14 protein-coding genes and 2 pseudogenes are annotated in these 18486 nt (G+C 38.2%); 10 read left to right on the forward strand and 6 right to left on the reverse strand.

Annotated elements, in window-relative coordinates; genetic code table 11:
- Positions 1–16: 16 nt before the first annotated feature.
- Positions 17–1720, forward strand: coding sequence for a carboxylesterase family protein (locus HMPREF3249_RS06735; protein WP_022526486.1), 1704 nt, complete (start codon positions 17–19; stop codon positions 1718–1720).
- A 282-nt stretch (positions 1721–2002) separates the two neighbouring features.
- Here the strand turns inward: HMPREF3249_RS06735 and HMPREF3249_RS09770 are convergent.
- A pseudogene (locus HMPREF3249_RS09770) lies at positions 2003–2176 on the reverse strand (AAA family ATPase); the annotation flags it as partial.
- Between the two features lie 38 nt (positions 2177–2214).
- A pseudogene (locus tag HMPREF3249_RS09705) lies at positions 2215–2447 on the reverse strand (IS3 family transposase); the annotation flags it as partial.
- Between the two features lie 395 nt (positions 2448–2842).
- Here HMPREF3249_RS09705 and HMPREF3249_RS06740 point away from each other — a divergent pair.
- Both HMPREF3249_RS06740 and HMPREF3249_RS06745 read left to right on the forward strand, forming a co-directional pair.
- A complete protein-coding gene (locus tag HMPREF3249_RS06740; RefSeq protein WP_070867550.1) occupies positions 2843–4765 on the forward strand; it encodes a beta-glucoside-specific PTS transporter subunit IIABC in 1923 nt (640 codons plus the stop codon).
- A gap of 158 nt (positions 4766–4923) precedes the next feature.
- The gene (locus HMPREF3249_RS06745) at positions 4924–6189 is read left to right on the forward strand and encodes a CapA family protein (RefSeq protein WP_059221545.1); all 1266 of its coding nucleotides are present in this window, start codon (positions 4924–4926) and stop codon (positions 6187–6189) included.
- A gap of 90 nt (positions 6190–6279) precedes the next feature.
- On the opposite strand, the gene HMPREF3249_RS06750 is transcribed toward HMPREF3249_RS06745, so the two are convergent.
- The 3 genes from HMPREF3249_RS06750 to HMPREF3249_RS06760 form a co-directional block, all read right to left on the reverse strand.
- Entirely contained in the window at positions 6280–7116 is an 837-nt protein-coding gene (locus tag HMPREF3249_RS06750) for a C39 family peptidase (RefSeq protein ID WP_070867551.1), read from the reverse strand.
- 92 nt (positions 7117–7208) lie between these two features.
- A complete protein-coding gene (locus HMPREF3249_RS06755; RefSeq protein WP_070497102.1) occupies positions 7209–7754 on the reverse strand; it encodes an HXXEE domain-containing protein in 546 nt (181 codons plus the stop codon).
- Between the two features lie 14 nt (positions 7755–7768).
- Entirely contained in the window at positions 7769–8638 is an 870-nt protein-coding gene (locus HMPREF3249_RS06760) for an AraC family transcriptional regulator (RefSeq protein WP_003039856.1), read from the reverse strand.
- 111 nt (positions 8639–8749) lie between these two features.
- Between HMPREF3249_RS06760 and HMPREF3249_RS06765 the strand changes: the two genes are divergently transcribed.
- Both HMPREF3249_RS06765 and HMPREF3249_RS06770 read left to right on the forward strand, forming a co-directional pair.
- Complete coding sequence (locus HMPREF3249_RS06765; RefSeq protein WP_049534137.1) at positions 8750–10189, forward strand: glycoside hydrolase family 1 protein; 1440 nt, start codon at positions 8750–8752, stop codon at positions 10187–10189.
- Positions 10179–10565 carry a VOC family protein gene (locus tag HMPREF3249_RS06770; protein WP_049534139.1) on the forward strand — a complete coding sequence of 129 codons (387 nt, stop codon included), beginning with the start codon at positions 10179–10181 and terminating at the stop codon, positions 10563–10565. The genes HMPREF3249_RS06765 and HMPREF3249_RS06770 overlap by 11 nt, the downstream gene beginning before the upstream one ends.
- A 496-nt stretch (positions 10566–11061) precedes the next feature.
- Here the strand turns inward: HMPREF3249_RS06770 and HMPREF3249_RS06775 are convergent, their stop codons facing one another.
- Complete coding sequence (locus HMPREF3249_RS06775; protein WP_059221541.1) at positions 11062–12207, reverse strand: cobalamin-independent methionine synthase II family protein; 1146 nt, start codon at positions 12205–12207, stop codon at positions 11062–11064.
- A 357-nt stretch (positions 12208–12564) separates the two neighbouring features.
- On the opposite strand from HMPREF3249_RS06775, the gene HMPREF3249_RS06780 reads away from it, so the two are divergent.
- The 5 genes from HMPREF3249_RS06780 to HMPREF3249_RS06800 all read left to right on the forward strand — a co-directional run.
- Complete coding sequence (locus HMPREF3249_RS06780) at positions 12565–13413, forward strand: Cof-type HAD-IIB family hydrolase (protein ID WP_059221539.1); 849 nt, start codon at positions 12565–12567, stop codon at positions 13411–13413.
- Positions 13395–14027 (forward strand): SGNH/GDSL hydrolase family protein, encoded by a 633-nt coding sequence (locus tag HMPREF3249_RS06785; RefSeq protein WP_059221536.1) that lies wholly within the window; start codon positions 13395–13397, stop codon positions 14025–14027. The genes HMPREF3249_RS06780 and HMPREF3249_RS06785 overlap by 19 nt, the downstream gene beginning before the upstream one ends.
- A gap of 147 nt (positions 14028–14174) precedes the next feature.
- Positions 14175–15047 (forward strand): helix-turn-helix domain-containing protein, encoded by an 873-nt coding sequence (locus tag HMPREF3249_RS06790; protein WP_070670159.1) that lies wholly within the window; start codon positions 14175–14177, stop codon positions 15045–15047.
- A 404-nt stretch (positions 15048–15451) separates the two neighbouring features.
- Positions 15452–15991, forward strand: coding sequence for an SH3 domain-containing protein (locus HMPREF3249_RS06795; protein ID WP_037613391.1), 540 nt, complete (start codon positions 15452–15454; stop codon positions 15989–15991).
- Positions 15992–16250: 259 nt separating this feature from the next.
- Positions 16251–18486, forward strand: a 2236-nt coding sequence (locus tag HMPREF3249_RS06800; protein WP_070867552.1) for a GBS Bsp-like repeat-containing protein, incomplete at its 3' end; no start/stop codon positions are given.

Raw genomic sequence — 18486 nt, forward strand, 5'->3', positions numbered from 1 at the left:
ATAAAGGAGACAATACATGAACTTTAGAAACTTTTGTAAATGGATAGGGTTAGCTATTTCACTTATAATTTTAGTCGCTTGTAGTCAGACTTCAAAGCAGGGAGAACAAAAAAATAATCATTTGATTGTTCGCCAGACAGAGTACGGTCTGGTGAAAGGGAGTACTACAAACGGTATCCTTACCTGGAAAGGTGTTCCGTACGGCGGAGACACTTCTGGAGCTAATCGCTGGAAAGCACCAAGCAATCCTAAAAAGTGGAAAGGAGAACTTGATGCTAGTAAATCTGGTCAAGTAGCTCTTCAATCAAGTACAGATGGCGTTATTGGTAGTGAAAATGCTTTGAATTTAGATATTTATCGTCCAAATTCAAATAAAAAGAAGCTGCCAGTTCTGGTTTATATTCATGGAGGAAATAATCAAACTGGGAAATCAGAAGAATTGTCAGGGGCTTCGTTTGTCAAAAACCATGATGCAATCTTTGTTTCTGTGAACTATCGTTTGGGTGTTTTAGGTTTCAATCCTCTTTCTGCACTGAAAACAGGCAGTGATGAAGAAAATTCTGGCAATTATACTCTGCTGGATATTGCAAAATCGTTAGATTGGATTCGAGAAAATATTGAAAACTTTGGCGGTGACTCTAAAAACGTTACTGTTTCAGGTTTTTCGGCAGGCGGTCGTGATGTAATGGCGATGTTGATTTCGCCAATTTTCAAAGGGAAATTTGATAAAGCTATTTCCTTCAGTGGCGGTATGACACTGGCTGATGAGTCTAAGAGCCAAGATGTATTCGCAACGGCTTTAGCGCCACTGGTTGTAGAAGATGGTAAAAAAGAATCTGTAGAAGAAGCGAAAGCTTGGTTGTTAACGCGCGACAATGAGGTTAAGGATTATTTATATCATTTAGATGCGAAACGCTTGGCTTCTTTGATGGGAAATGCCTCTATCCGCATGAGTGTTTTCCCACACCTCTATCCTGATGGGGTTGTGTTGCCAAAAGAAGGATTTGACACTAAGAATTACAACAATGTTCCATTATTGATGTTAACAGGTCAAGATGAATTCTCCTTATTTGGATATTTTGATAAGTATTTCGCTAAAGCTCAAGAAAATAAAACCATGACTCAAGAGCTTGCCGCAAGCGATTACACCTTTATCAATAAATACGGTGGTCAACTTTATAGTCTCTTTAATGTTCAAGAATCAGCAGAAAAAATGATTGCCAATTATAAGTCGCCAATTTATGCAGGTGAGGTTCAATTCGGTCACGATCCAGCTGTTGTTGGCTCTCCAATGTCAACTTTTGGCTCGTATCATGGAGTTTTTGTCCCGCTTTTTGATCAAGATAATCAAAATTATAAAGCATTAGTTGGTGATGCTTATAAGAGCAATGGCGCAAAAAAATTATCTACTATTTTCCAAGATTATATCTATCATTTTATCTCTAACGGCAATCCAAATGGCAAAAATTTGCCAGAATGGAAAACTTGGTCAGCAGCTGGCGATGAAACGACTCTTTATTTAGATGCAACTAAAAAAGATGCTAATATTAAGATGGGAAAGAAAGAGTTTACCTATGCAGATGTTTTGGATGCCATAGAAAAAGATACTAGTGTTCCTACAGATAGAAAACAAGTTTTGATTTCACAAGTTTTAAATGGTCGTTGGTTTAGTCATGGCTTAGATGAAAAATATAATAATTTATCAGAATTTGATAAATAATAGATTGCTTCAAGCCGAGTTTTTTAGATAGTTTTAGAATCAAAAACGAGACAGCCCAAAGTGATAAATATCCTTGGTTTTGTCTCGCTTTTTTGTATAAACATATCACAAATTTCCAATTATCATTTTGAACATTCTTAAATGCTCGTAACGCCCTGCTATATAAGATTTCGGGCGTTTTTTCTTTAGGAAAGTACTTCACGTTTCTTTGTGTAATCTGTTATGAATGGGTTATCAAATTTTCAAAAGACATGTGTCTTTTGAAAATTTATATGATACCTCTTAAACAAAGAACCTATTTGATGTTTTTATGATATTGGCAGTTTCTTTAATATCTAAATAATCCGTATAAAGTAAATAATTCTTATTGATATTTTTAGATAAAAACTCATTTCTTGATGTGATTGATAAATTACCCGTTCTTTCGATTTCTTTTCTAGAAGAATCTCTATCTTGGTACTGCACCCCAATAATGGGACAGAAGACCCCCCTTTTTAGGCGACCAGATTTCTGCAATCCACAGGAGACTGGTCGTTTAATCTCTGTTGAATTCTAGTTTCATTATAAAATATGATGTAAGATTAACAATATCTGTTATACTATCTTTGGTTAAGTTTCTCCAGTTATGGAGATAGAAGGTTTCAGACTTTAGGACAGAATGGAACCATTCGATACAGGCATTGTCCGCTGGTGTTCCCTTACGGGACATGGAGCGGGTGATGCCTTTTTCTGTTTGTATGGGAAGTGCCTGTTTCATCTTCACTTTTTAAGGGAAATCGTTGTATCAAAGCACATTCATGCATAGTGAACTAGTAGTCATTTGATTGGTTGTATCTTTGACAGGGGAAATCGCTTCTAGTATTTATGCGGATAATTGAGATTTTATGATGTTTTTGGTGTAAAAATAAAAAAACTTTTAGAAACCGCTTGCATTTTTAGAAACTTGTGTTATACTTAATTCATGGATTGTTACTGGTCATGCAGGCAAAACCTAGACAAATACGAGATATAAGGTAGGGGAACTGCTTTCTATTTGGTATGTGTTTAGGTTTTTTTGTTACCGTTGTTCTATATTTATATGTGCAACAACACAGCTGACCTAAAAAATAAAGGAGGTCCATTATGGCAAAAGATTATACCGACTTGGCTCAGGATATTGTTGCTCACGTTGGTGGTAAGGAAAATATCATCAAGTTAGTGCACTGTGTGACGCGTTTGCGTTTTTCTCTGAAAGATGAGAGCAAGGCAGATACGGAATACTTGAAAAATAGAGACGGTATTGTAACGGTTGTAAAAGCTGGTGGACAATACCAAGTGGTGATTGGGAACCACGTGCCAGATGTGTATGCGGCGGTCATTAAGGAAGCAGATATTTCTGGTGAGGATAGTATTGATGTGGATGAAGGAGATGTTCCGCAAGGCAATCTCTTTGACCGATTTATCGCCTTGATCTCAGGACTTTTCCAACCAATGCTGGGAGCTCTTTCTGCAGCTGGTATGATCAAAGGTGTAGTTGCCATTATGGCAGCTTGTGGTGTTAAGTCGACAGACGGTGCTTATGTCATCTTAAATGCCGCTGGTGACGGATTCTTCCAATTCTTACCATTGATTCTGGCTTTGACTGCTGCTAAGCGGTTTAAAATGGAAAAATTCACAGCGCTTGCAATTGGCTTTGCCTTGGTCTATCCAAATATCGCAGCTAGCTTTACAGCTGCTAAACCACTCTACACGCTATTTGCAGGAACTTTTATTGAGTCAAAAATCTACGCAACTTTCTTAGGTTTGCCGATTATCTTCCCTGCTTCTAGTTATCTATCAACTGTATTGCCAATCATTCTAGCAATTTGGGTCGGCTCAAAAATTGAAAAATTCTTTAAACGAATTATTCCAGATGTTGTCAAAGTCTTTGTTGTTCCATTCTTTGTTATCTTAATCACGGTACCGTTATCATTTCTTGTTATTGGACCAGTCATGACATGGGCTTCTGATATAGTCGGTGCTATTTTCACAGGTATTTATAGCTTCAGCCCAATTATTTATGGAATTATTCTGGGTGCTTTGTGGCAAGTGTTGGTTATGTTCGGTCTCCACTGGGGATTGGTGCCGCTTGCAATTTTGGAATTACAAAAAGGACCAGGTGTCATTCTTGTAGCTTCTATTGCTATTTGCTTTGCGCAAGCAGGAGCATTGCTCAATATCTTCTTGCGTACAAAAGAAGAAAAAGTCAAACAGTTGGCTATTCCAGCTTTTATCTCGGCTTTGTTTGGGGTAACAGAACCAGCTATTTACGGGATTACCTTGCCAATGCGAACACCATTTATTATGACTTGTATTGCTGGTGCAGTTCAAGGGGCCTATCTCGCTTTCTTTAATGCCAAAATGCAAGTAATGGGTGGAATGGGACTCTTTGCGATTCCGTCTTTCATTGATCCAAAAGACTCACTATTACTCATTCACTTCCTTGTAGCAATTGCAATCAGCTTTGTTCTTGGATTTGTATTGACCCAATTTACAAAGATTCCAACTCTTTATGGTGGGGCACAAGAAGTCGCTGCTGAAGAAATCAGTCAGCCAGTTGAAGAGATTGCTCCTGAGCAAGTCATCACAGCTCCGCTTAGCGGGAAAGTGGTCGCACTCGAAGATACGCCTGATGCTGTTTTTGCAAGTGGCGCAATGGGTCAAGGTGTAGCAATTGAGCCTAGCGTTGGCGAAGTTGTCGCTCCTGCTGACGGTGTGATTCGTCTGCTTTTCCCAACCAACCATGCGATTGGCTTAGCGACTGATGATGGCGCTGAAATCTTGATTCACGTGGGCATGGATACAGTCGCTCTTGAAGGAGAAGGCTTTATGGCACATGTTACTCAAGGCTCAAAGGTCAAGGCGGGTCAATTATTGCTAAGCTTTGATATAGATGCTATCAAGAAAGCAGGTTATCCTGTTACAACTCCAATCATTGTAACCAATACAGCTGATTATAAGACAGTTGAAGCATTAGCTGGCGGCGATGTGAAACTAGGCGATGATTTGCTGAAAGTAAGTAAATAATCTAAGAAAAGGACAAGCAAAACTTGTAGAGTTCTAAACAGTTGGTCGAAAAAATCAACTAGAGCTACTACAAACATGCTTCGTCCTTTTTATTATTTATCATTTCCTGCGTCATGTCTGCTTCTTTGTGCTACAATAGAGGTATAGGAGAACAGGAGATGAAAAGATCAGAACGGAAAATACAGTCAGCAACTAATTGGCAGTTTATTTTAGGCTTGCTTTGCGTAGTGTTTTTAGTAGCAAGTGTGATTTTATTAGCTGAGAAAATAAACGATAGCATGAAGATGAAGACAAGGCCTACAAAAACAAGTATTGTACAAAAGAAAAAAATGTCTTCTTCCTCAAATGGTGTACAGATGGCTCGTATCATGGCAAATGGAGATTTGCTGTATCATGACCTTCTATATATGAGTGCCTTACAGTCAGACGGGACATATGATTTCACAGAGAATTATCAATATGTCAAACCTTGGTTGAAAAAAGCGGACTTGGTATTAGGAGACTTTGAAGGGACGATTCGACCAAATTATCCTTTGGCGGGCTACCCGCTGTTCAATGCGCCAGAGTCGGTGGTATCTGCTATCAAAGACGCTGGTTATCAAGTCGTGGATTTGGCACACAATCACATTTTAGATTCCCAATTAGAAGGTGTTACCACAACAGCAGAGGCTTTTGAAAAACAAGGCATTACACCAATTGGAGTTTACACTCATGAAAGTCGGAATAAATCGTCACTTGTCATTAAAAAAGTAAATGGGATTAAAATTGCGCTCCTAGCTTATTCTTATGGATTTAATGGCTTAGAGGGAAATCTCTCTCAGGCAGACTATAATCATCATTTGTCGGATTTAAATGAAGAAAAGATGAAAAAAGAAATTGAGCGAGCCGAAAAAGAAGCTGATATAACCGTTGTCATGCCTCAGATGGGGGTTGAATATCAATTGGAACCGACACAGGAGCAAAAAACTCTTTATCATAAGATGATTGAGTGGGGAGCGGATATTATCTTTGGCGGGCATCCGCATGTCGTTGAACCATCAGAGGTCGTCAAACAAAATGGGCAAAAGAAATTCATTATCTATTCTATGGGAAATTTTATCTCCAATCAGCGAATCGAGACAATGGACGGTGTGGAAAATAAGAAATGGACAGAACGCGGCGTGCTCATGGACGTGACAGTTGAGAAATCACAGAAAGGGACGATTATCAAGAAAGTACAGGCGCATCCAAGTTGGGTTAGTCGTGTGGCGAAAGGAACGTATTCACCAGAAGGCTATCCTCTCTACACCTATCAGACCTATATTTTAGAAGATTTCATTGAAGGTGGAAAATACCGTAATCAATTAGACCAAGCCACCAAAGAACGAATTGACACTGCTTATCAGGAAATGAATGAGCATGTCAATTTGAAATGGAACGAATAAGTTTATTCCTTTAGAAAAAAGACCAGAGATTCTTGCGTTGAGAATTTCTGGCTTTTTGTTTTTGGTAAAATTCAATAGTATAGAGGATTTTTACCATGCATAATTTGGTTCAGTACAACTTACCATTGCATTTAGCAATTCTTCTGGACTCACAATTTTTAACCCTCCATAAACAGAATCTTGGACTAAATAAGATGGATCTAAATAATAGACATAAGCAACATCTGAACCATCTTCTGTTAAGACATATCCTACACCGATAACATTATGCTCTCCACTTTTGCCGGGATATATTTTGCTATTATTGAAAGTGTAGTACATTGGATAGCCGCCATTGATATTTTGAATCAGGCGTTTTTTGAATAATCTCATATCTTCTGAATCAGAATTAGGATTGGTTACAGTTGCTAAACGATATCCTGCTTGATTTCCTGATGGTACATCGTAGCCAAACAAATGGCGATTTAAAACTTTTATAGCATTGCTATTATGAGTTCCAAAAGTTTCATCTGTTCCCATTTCATTGGCTAGCTGGGCTTGGTCAACCTGAAGACCTTGACTTGCCAGTATCATAGATACGGTTGCTGGTGCGCAGTAATTCCACCGTCGTTGGACAATTGTAGAGATATTTAGTTGAACCTTTTCCCCTCCTACATGACTTTTTGGGTCGGTACTATCTATAGATTCAGAGGGGACTGTTTTATTAGTAGCTGAAGAATTGTTTTCTCCAGCAGTTGAGGTTTGAGAAGAACTTGTCTGGCTTGAACTAGAAGAATTTTGTTGAGAGGCAGAAAAATGAGAACGTTGTGTTTGCTTGGCTTTAACAGTATCTGATGGTTTTGCTGGTGCTGTGTTTCCATGAACACACGCAGTAATCACAATGAAGGCTAATAAGAAAACGATTGACGAATGTATGTCTTTTTTCATAATTCTATCTCCTCTTATTCCTCAAAATCATCATGCTGCATTTTTAACTTTAATTCCATGAATCCGTTTACATTTTTAGTGTACCATTTATGTTACAGTTTTTCAATCTTTTCTGGGTTGTAAAAAATCTTATTTACCCACTTGGAAAACTGTTTACCTAACCAGAGTGCAAAAAAGAGATTACTGATAACGATAAGAATACCAATGAGACTGAAAAAGAGCAGCTCAGATGTGTTGACACGAAGTAAAGTGCTTGCTTTCCAAATGATGATACTGCTAACTGGTAAGCACAGGATAGAGGTCGCAAGAGCTGGGATATAGCGTCTAAGCCAGATAGCTTGCAGGATATGAACCACCAGATGAAGAGCGAAAGCGACAAATCCGCCCAGCCAGATGAGGTAAAGTAGGCGAGTGTGGCAAATAAGAGCAAAGAACGAGACGAGGAGCACCACGACAAATTCCTCTGCCACAGCTAGCGCGAAACCTTCTGTGGATAAGCCTTTGTGGGTATTTAGAATGAAGACGGCTTTTTTTGCCAGCAGTTTTTCATTTCGCTCTATCCACGGCATGAAGCCAATGATTTCTTCCAAATCATGAAAAATGAATAGCAGCGGAAACAACCAGATAGTATCTTTCATTGAATGTCTCCTTGTTATTTTTTCCGATATTGACTAGGAGTTATTTGGTAATACTTTTTAAACTGACGATTGAAGTTAGAGAGATTGTTAAAGCCAGACTGTGTAGCAATTTCTAGGACGGGTAAGGTAGAGTGTTGCAAGAGTTCAGCCGCTTTTCGCAAGCGAAATTGAATCACGTATTCCATGCAAGATACCCCAAGATGTTTCTTAAAGAAATTCATGAAATGGGTATCGCTGTAACCACAAATTTGAGCAAGCTGATCAATCGTGAGTTCCTCTTGATAATGACTACCGATATAGTCAATGATGGTACGGATTTTTTCTTCCTTGCGATAGCCTTCTAAGGATTGCTCTTTTGAAATCACATAGCCATTTTCAAATAAGAGAAAAAAGAGTTGGTTGAGCTGGGCTTTGAGCTGAAATTCAAAATACTCTGTACGATAATAGCCTGTTTTCATGGCATCAAGTAAACACTGCCGAATGTCTGCATAGGCTGGCTGATTGGGCTTGATGACACGAACAAAATCCAGCTGACCATTATAAAGTGGCTGCAAATATTCAATACTAGCTTGATCCATCGCAGAATAGCCCATTAAGTCCAAATGAAAGTTAATCGCATCCATATAGTGGCGTTGATTTTCAATCGGGTGAATGGAGTGAAGAGCATTGGGACGAATCAGGATAATATCACCTGCTTCACTATTAAAGTAATCATAATCAATGTGAAACTGCGCAGTTCCCTCATGAACATAAACTAGCTCAACATCCGTATGCCAATGAAAGAGAATGTCCGGCTGACCGTTTTTTGTAATAGTTCGTGTGAGAGAATAAGGAGTGCCTTGATTTTTGTAAACGATATCTTTGTGTAATGTTCCCAGATCCATAAGTGTTGCCTCTTTCGTAGAATAATACCAATTTATAAGAGAATTGTGTTAGAAAATACTCTTGTCTAAGATTATAATATAATTAAGTGAAAAATAAAAGAGGTAAAAGTCATGAGTAAATTTCCAGCAGATTTTCTTTGGGGCGGTGCAACAGCTGCCAATCAATACGAAGGAGCTTACAATGTGGACGGGAAAGGTCTTTCGGTTCAAGATGTAACACCAAAAGGCGGCATGCCAGCTAAAGCAGGTGATCTCAATCCTTTGATTACAGATGAGCCAACAGCAGACAATCTCAAATTAGAAGGGATTGACTTTTATCATCGTTACAAAGAAGACATTGCCCTTTTTGCAGAAATGGGCTTCAAGGTCTATCGTACTTCCATTGCTTGGTCACGGATTTTCCCAAATGGTGATGAAACGGAGCCAAATGAAGCAGGTCTAAAGTTTTATGATGACCTCTTTGATGAATTGGCAAAATATGGCATTGAGCCTTTAGTGACTTTGTCGCACTATGAAACACCGCTATACTTGGCACGCAAGTACAATGGTTGGGCAAATCGTGATTTGATTGGCTTTTATGAGCGCTATGTTCGTACCGTCTTTACTCGCTACAAAGACAAGGTGAACTATTGGTTGACCTTTAATGAAATCAACTCCGTTCTTCATGCGCCATTTATGAGTGGAGGGATTGCAACACCAGTAGAAGAATTGTCCAAGCAAGACCTTTATCAAGCAGTTCATCACGAACTAGTGGCATCAGCTCTTGCAACGAAGATTGGGCATGAAATCAATCCAGACTTTAAGATTGGTTGTATGGTACTAGCCATGCCGGCTTATCCGATGACGCCAAAACCAGAGGATGTACTGGCTGCCCGTGAGTTTGAAAATCAAAACTATCTCTTTTCAGATATTCATGCGCGTGGTAAATACCCAGCATATATGAACCGTTTCTTCAAGGAAAATGGAATTGAGATTCAATTTGCGCCGGGTGATAAGGAATTGATGGCAGAACATACCGTGGACTTCATCTCCTTCTCTTATTATATGAGTGTGGTTCAAGCTCATGACCCAGAAAGTTATTCTTCTGGTCGTGGAAATGTTCTAGGTGGTCTGCAAAACCCTTATCTGGCAAGTTCTGAATGGGGTTGGCAAGTTGACCCAATTGGTCTGCGTCTAGTTCTCAATGCTTTCTATGACCGCTACCAGTTGCCACTCTTTATCGTAGAAAATGGTCTCGGTGCTAAAGATGTCTTGGTAGATGGTCCTAATGGTCCAACTGTTGAAGATGATTATCGTATTGATTATCTTAAACAACATTTGCAACAGGTCGGCGAAGCGATTGAAGATGGTGTTGAGCTCTGGGGCTATACCACTTGGGGCTGTATTGACCTCGTGTCTGCTTCAACAGCTCAGATGAGCAAGCGTTACGGATTTATCTATGTTGACCGAAGCGACGATGGAACAGGGACTTTGGCTCGCTACAAGAAGAAATCATTTGACTGGTACAAAGAAGTCATTGCAACGAACGGAGAAAAACTCTATGAAGATTGAGCATGCAGCCCTTTATGTTCGAGATTTAGAAGGGGCGAAATGCTTCTTTGAAACATATTTTGAAGCAAAAAGTAATCAGCTCTACTATAATCAGAAAACAGGTTTTCAGTCTTACTTCCTCAGCTTTGACGAAGGAGCAAGATTGGAAATCATGACCCGAAAGGAAGGTTTAGTGGAGAACAACCAAGAACTTCTCTTTTTGGGCTACCATCATTTGGCTTTCAGTCTAGGAAGCAGAGAAAAGGTAGATGAATTGACAGCTAGACTCCAAGCAGACGGTTATCAACTTTTAAGCGGTCCACGTCTGACGGGTGATGGCTACTATGAAAGCTGCATTCTGGGTTTAGAAGGCAATCAGATTGAATTGACAGTGTAATTTGATAAATTTGCTCCTTATAAATAGAGAGTGGGACAGACATCAATCATTTGAAGAATGTGATTTTTCAGCAAGTCCTAGTTTCTACTTGCTGACCTAAAACAGTCCAGTGGACTGTTTTACTCCCACCTCCGCACAGATGGTTGGGATAGCCACTATCGCCGGTACGGTCAGGGATAGGGTTATCCAACTAACCACTGCGTTTTGCAAGCTAAACGATAAAATACATGAGGCTGGGAATTTTTGTTTCAACCTCCTTTTTTGTGTTAAACAAATGAACTGAAAGTTGTAACATAGATATCAGGAGGAAAATGTCCAAGTGCCACTCTCTGTTGTTTTTACCTTAAAAATTTGCCAAATAGAGAAATCATTTTGACTTTACTCTTTTTCAGTCGTATTTATTGCCAAAGGTCAAAAAAGACAAACCTCAAAAAGAAGTTTGTCTCGCGTTTTATAAGGATTCACTAAACAGTCATAAGATGTCGTCACGTACAACTTAATCCCAAAACTTTTTAGCGATTTCTTGACCTTGTTTGATTTTGGCCCATTGTTGTGGAATAGCTAGTTCATTGCCTGAATCGCAGGAAGCAAAACCGCATTGATGTGACAGCAGGAGACGATCCTTAGGAAGGATAGTGCTGGCTTGTTCTAATAAACGAAGTACACGTTCTTCATCATCTAGATCAGTTGTCTTACTAGAAAGAAGTCCAAGAACAACTTCAGCATCTTTATCTTTAAGAGAAGCGAGGGCTTTCAAATCACCTGAGACGTCACTGTCCCATTCTAAGAAGAAGCGGTCATAGTGTTGCTCACGCAAGAATTTTTCCGCAATCGCTTCATAAGTTCCGCCTGAGGCAGAACGGCTTTCATAATTTCCGCGACAGTTATGTGTCCAAACTTTGAGTCTTAATTGATGACCGTAATCAGCTACCTCGTTATTGATCGCAATGAATTCATCAGCTAAATCAGCCAGCGCAGCATTGCCATCAGCAAAAAACGAAGCAGGATTTGATTCATCAAAAAGTTCCCAAAGGCAATCATCAAACTGGATGATTGCCCCGCCAGCTTCCTTGTATTCTGTCAAGAATTCCTTGTAGGCCTTGATAAGACCAGCTTTTAATTCGTCGTTGGTTTTGTAAACTTGCCCTTCACCAGCAAGTTTATCAAAGATAGCCAGTTCAGTATAAGCATGCGCAGGTCCCCAAATCGTTAATTTTGTTTGCGTATCACCAGCTTCTTCCTTGAGCAGTTTGTAACTATCTAAGAAATGATGATTTTTACCTGAAAGTGGCTGTCTAATGCGAATACCGATGTCTTTACGTGTTTCGTACTGTCCGCCATCATGGTCTTTAAAAGTGTAGCCGTGGTCTGCAATGTAACGTTCAATACCTTTAAGTCCCCAAATAAAATCTAAATGCCACATGGACTTAGAATATTCACCATCTGTCAAAATATCAATACCATTTGCCTTTTCATCAGCAATGACCTTTTTAATCTCTGCTGTTTCTGTTTCACGATAACCCGGAAAACTATCATAAAAAGGATACTGAATGTCATCACGATGTTCAATTTTATTTTTATAATTAAGCAGATCAGCTGGACGAAGAAGAGATCCAACTAGTTGGAATTTTGATTGTGTCATATACATGCCTCTTTCTAGATTTCTTGCTTTTTATTGTACAAAAGCTGAGCATGTTTGAAAAATAGTTAATTTAGAGAAAAGAATATAGTTTTAAACTATAACTAAAAAGACCAATCCTTGCTTGAATACAATTGTTTCCTCTTCAACTCTCTTTTTGGTAAAATAAAAGAAAAACTTTGTTTACTGGGATATGTTTAGACGTAATATAATCCTTTTGAAATAAGATGTAAATGTAGCCAATAATGTTTTACATTATCCAAGCGGAATTACAGAAATGGCAAAAGGATAGTTATACATTATGAAATAAATGAACGATGAGATTTAAATTTGAAATGAATAATTGTTAGAGGTGATAACATGCCAATTAAGATGATTGTGACTGATATGGATGGCACGCTCTTAGATGAAAAAGGAGAATTCGATCGCGACCGGTTGAAAAATATATTGGATGAGCTGGACAAGCGGGAGATGCGGTTTGTGGTGGCAACTGGTAATGAAATTCATCGAATGCGCCTGCTGTTTGGTGATTTGTTGGAGCGCATGACGTTGATTGCCGCAAACGGTGCGCGGATTTTTGATAAAAACGAGATACTGTTAGGCACATGTTGGTCTCCGGACTTGGTGGCACAGGTTTTGTCTTATTTTGAAGGGAGAGAACGCGATGTACACTTAGTTGTTACAGCTGAAAATGGTGCCTTTGTCAAAACGGGGACAACTTTTCCAATGATTGAAAAAGTTATGACAGCAGAAATGGCACAAGAATTTTATCGAAAGATAAACTTTGTCGAAGCATTGCGTCCGGACGATTTTCCACAAGTCTTGAAAATGAGTATGACGGTAAACGAGCAAGTAGCAGTTCAAGCTACTCGACAGCTCAATCAGGATTTTGAAGGTACCTTAAATGCGGTCACAAGCGGTTATGGAGCGATTGATATTTTACAAAAAGGGATCCATAAAGCTTGGGGATTGAAACAACTGATGCAAAAATGGAAAATTCAAGAGCAGGACATCATGGCCTTTGGAGATAGTGAAAATGACATTGAAATGCTGCAATTAGCAGGGATTTCCTATGCTATGGAGAATGCGGATCCTAAAACCAAGGCAGTTGCCAATCACCTTGCACCAGCCAATACAGAGGCGGGCGTCCTGACAGTATTAGAGAACTATTTGAGGAAAGGAGAGAGTCAATGGCTGTCCAATTATTAGATGAATGGCTTTTGAATGAGCAAGAGCAGATCAGAAAAAAATACCAAGAGTTGAATCGTATATCCGTCAAAGACCCCGATGTACTTTTTCTGGGAGATTCTATCGTAGAGTATTTTCCATTACATGAGTTATTAAAAACGTCAAAAACACTAATAAACCGTGGAATTCGAGGGTATAGATCCGATTTGTTGCTAGAGCATTTAGAATCTCTTTTATTTGGGCAGGCAGTTGATAAGATTTTTCTTCTCATCGGCACTAATGATATTGGAAAGGAAATTCCGCAGCAAGAAACGGTGAAAAATGTGGAAAGTATCATCCAAACGATTGCTAGAAATTATCCTCTTGCAGAAATCTGCCTTCTGTCTGTTTTACCAGTCAATGAAAGCCCTACTTACAAAAAGCGCGTTCATCTAAGAAGCAATCGAAAAATTCAAAGTCTCAACCATGTCTATCAAGAGTTGACTTCTGCTTATATGAATGTGACTTTTGTCAATGTCTACGACAGTCTGTTAGACGAAGCAGGACAATTAGCAGAAGCATTTACCACTGATGGACTGCATTTGACCGTTGCGGGATACCAAGTGTTGGCAGGGCGAATAGCAGAACAGTTGTAATCTTTGAGTCAACTATAGATTGGCAATTTTGAACTCGTTTCAATAGATATAATACCCAAAAATTATTATTGTCATAAAAATTTAATGTTATATACTTTAACTCATATGATATAATGAAAAATAATTATAAAATGTTGAAGGAATAGTATGAGTACATTATTAGCTACAAGATTAAAAAGTAAGCGATTGGAATTAGGGTTATCTCAAAAAGAATTAGCAGAAGGGGTATGTGAGCAAGGTCAGATTAGTAGAATGGAAAAAGGCAAGTATATGCCTGGTTCGGATCTTTTATATTCATTATCAAAAAAAATGAATGTAACAATGAACTATTTTTTTGATGATAGTGTACTTGGTGAGACATCTAAGTTGGTACAATTCAAAGAGCTGGTAGAATCCTTTCTAGTAAAGCGTGAGTATGATTCATTAAAATATTTATACAGTTTAGAAGTTGATAAACAACATAGATTGCCATTATCAGACCAAAATTATCTTGAATGGATAGGGGCAATTGTTTCATTTCATTGTGATAATAAAAGAGAAGAGGCTATTAAAAAATTAGAACAAATGCTTGTGCGATTAAATAAAGATGAGTTAATGTACCTTCGTATCTCTAATACCTTGCTTAATTTCTTTTTAGAAGAAAAAAATAATGATGAATTTGAAAAATGTTATCAAGCAGTACTACCTAAATTTCAAAGTATTGACTTTACTCATATAATAGAGTTGAAAATTTATATTAAAATTAGATATAATTTTTGTCGCTATCTTTGGAAAAGCTCTCAGATTGAAAAGGGAATAGAGGAAACGCTTGATGTTATTGAAAAATGTAATGAATACAGTTGTAGTTATTTATTAGCAGATTTATACTGTATATTAGCAAATATTAGCGAGGATTTTTCTAGCCAAAGTATTGTAAAACAATATTTTACGCTTTCGCAAGTATTATATAAACTAAGCGGCAATGAAAAAATGGCATTGACGCTTGAAAAGTATCTTCGTGATAATTTTCAAAAAGTGTAAGTTAAAGATAAATTGTAGAAAAACACGAATAATCTTATGTCCAGTTAATTATGGGGATAATTTTATTCGTGTTTTATTTTTGAAACTGCTACCTTAAAACTAAGGGAATATATCCAAGCGCAGAAGATAATTATAGTTATAATTATAAAAAAAATGACTATCTTTATAAAAATCTATTGAAATAGTTTATTCAAAGGTATATAATGTGTACCTAGAAAGGAGATTTAATTCTGTTAAAAATATGAAGAATGTTATCAAAAATTTTTTGTTTCTATCAGGAATATGAGAATAAAGAAAATGTTACAAACAAATTACAAATATTTCTAAAATGTGTTGATTTTTACAAAACAAAGTTATATAATGACTTTGGAATTTAAAGATTCCTGAAAAAGAAAGGAAATACAATGAAAAAATCATATAAATTGGCAAGTGTAACCATGTTATGCTCCTTGCTTTTACTTGGTGCTTGTCATAAAAATGAAGTCAAAAGTGGGACAAATGGACATTCAGTAAAAACAACGAAAACAACAAAAAGTAGTAGCTCTAAAAAGACAAAAGCTTCTCAAAATAACAAAATGTCTACTAATGATAATAAAACAACTGATAAAGAGCAAGACAATTCGGTTACAAATGCTCAATCATCAGAGATTAGTAATTCAAATAGCCAAAATAGTGCAAGTAGCCAGCAATCTTCGACTCCTTCAATTGTTCAATCTCAAGGAGGAGGTACTCAAGTGACCTCTGGAACTCTTGAACTGTACCAAGACACGCCAGTTTATGCTTCACCAGATAAATCAAGCGAAGTTGCCTATACTTATCCTAAAGGAAATGTTGATTGGGATCAGTATGTTTTTGAAAACGGTGAAAATTGGTATAGTTTTGTAGTTTCTAATGGAACAGAGTCTAAGCGTTACTACATAGCCTATTCAGATGTAAAACACTAAGGATATTGTTGACTTTTCCTCCTCAGGTAATAGAAATATTACAAATAAACTACAAGTGTTTCTATAATATGTCTATTTTTACAAAATAAAACTGTATAATGATCTTGGAATTTAAAGATTCCTGCAGGTATAGCTGATCCTATTACAGGAAATGTCTCTAATACAGATCATATTTTGATTGGGCAAGATGAAAATGCCAATGCACATCCCTTTTATAGAAATTAAGATGATAAACATAAATTAGAAAGTAGGACAAGTGATGAAAAAAAGAATGTTTGATCACAAAGAACAACGTTTTTCCATTCGTAAATATTCGTGTGGTGCAGCTTCTGTTTTGATTGGGTGTATCCTCTTTATGGGTGGTCAAGCAGTATCGGCTGATGAACAAGTTACAACAGACACAAGTATTGAAACGTCTCAAGTAAATACTGCCGCAAAAAATAATATTCAAAACACAACTGGATCAACTGCTGTGGCTCCTCAAACAGCAACAACTCAAAAAGAAACTGCTGTAACAACAACTGCGCCAACTAGTTCTTCAGCGGATAAAGCTGTTTCTGTAGCTACAGAGACGACACCTTCTCAACCAACGACTGTTGATGCAGCGACACAGACAGAAGACGAAACAACAAATTCATCTGTTGATGCAACAACAGACACAGCTGATTCTTCAACAACTGCAAAAGTTGAAAAGAGTCCTGTCGAAAAAGAAGCAAGGAAAGAAGAAATTGATGTTGCGAAATTGATGGATAAAACGCAAACGGCACAACAAGCTCGTCTTGCAGAATCCAAAGTAGCGCAAAGTGTACCTTCCTTACCAAGTCAGGGCTATTACACTTATACGAAACGTACGGAAGTGAAAAATGAACCGAAAGCGAGTGCAGCATTGCAGTTTTATGTGAATGCAGGCGATCGCGTTTACTATGACCGAGTTTTGGTTGCGGATGGTTACCAATGGCTTAGCTATCGCTCTTATAGCGGTATCCGTCGTTATGCGGCTATTAATAAGTTGGTAACAGAACCAGTTCAACCTGCAAAGCCAACACCTTCTTCAACAGGAACACTCCCTTCTAGAGGAAGATATACTTTCTCTGAAACGGCAGAGGTTAAGAATGAAGCCAAATGGTCAGCTCCGACACAATTTACTTTTAATAGAGGCGATAGCGTTAACTATGATAAAGTGCTGGAAAATGATGGTTATCAATGGATTAGCTATATTTCTTATAGTGGAATGCGTCGTTATGCAGCTGTTACAAAGTTAGCTCAGCCAGCACCTCAAAGACCAGCTCAAAGTCAAGTGACAGGTACGATTCACATTGAAAATAAGACCTCGCAAGGCTTTGATGTGGTGGTGACGAATGTCAACTCGACCAAGGGTGTGAAGACGGTGAAGTTGCCTATTTGGTCTAGCCAAGGCGGTCAAGATGACATCATCTGGTACGATGCCACTAAACAAAATGACGGCACTTATAAATTGAGTGTGGACATTCGTCGTCATAAGAATAACTACGGTGACTATAATGTGCACATGTATTACGTTCAGTCAGACGGCAGCTTGCAAGGTGTGACGGGTACCACGACTAAGGTGGAAGAACCTAAATATAGTGTGACCGGCACGATTCGCATTGAAAATAAGACTTCGCAAGGTTTTGATGTGGTGGTGACAGATGTTAGTTCAACCAAAGGTGTTAAAACGGTGAAGCTGCCTGTTTGGTCCAGTCAAGGCGGTCAAGATGACATCATCTGGTACGATGCAGCCAAGCAAATAGACGGCACCTACAAGTTGAGTGTGGATATACGTCGCCATAAAAATAATCGAGGCGAATACAACATTCACATGTATTACGTTCAGTCAGATGGTAGCTTGCAAGGTGTAACGGGTACCACGACGAAGGTGGAAGAGCCCAAATACAGCGTAACAGGTACTATTAACATTCAAAATAAGACATCTCAAGGCTTTGATGTCCTGATTACAAATGTGTCAGACAGCAATGGAATTTCTAGAGTGAAAGTTCCTATCTGGACAGATAAGGGTGGTCAAGACGATATTATTTGGTATGATGCCACTAAGCAAAGTGATGGAAATTATAAAGTTTCTGTCAATGTTGATAAGCACAAGGGTGAACGTGGCACCTATAATATTCATCTTTACTACATTGAATCAAACGGTAAAGTAAGAGGTGTTAGCGGCACTAAGACAAGTGTAGCTGAGCCAAGTTCTGCGAGAGAAATCATTCCGTCTCAAGGAGTTTATACTTTTAAAAAAGAGGTTGAAGTCAAAAATAGTCCCGCAATGGCAGCTAAGACTGAATTTACCTTTGCAAAAGGAGAACGGATTCGCTATGATAAGGTATTAGACGCAGATCATCATCAATGGATTAGTTATGTTAGCTACAGTGGTACACGTCGTTATATCCCAATTGCAACCTTAACAAATGAAGAAACTCCTAAGCCTGTTCAGGTGACTGGCACGATTCACATTGAAAACAAGACTT

The sequence above is a fragment of the Streptococcus sp. HMSC36C04 genome (genome assembly GCF_001839535.1).
Taxonomy (GTDB): domain Bacteria; phylum Bacillota; class Bacilli; order Lactobacillales; family Streptococcaceae; genus Streptococcus; species Streptococcus hominis.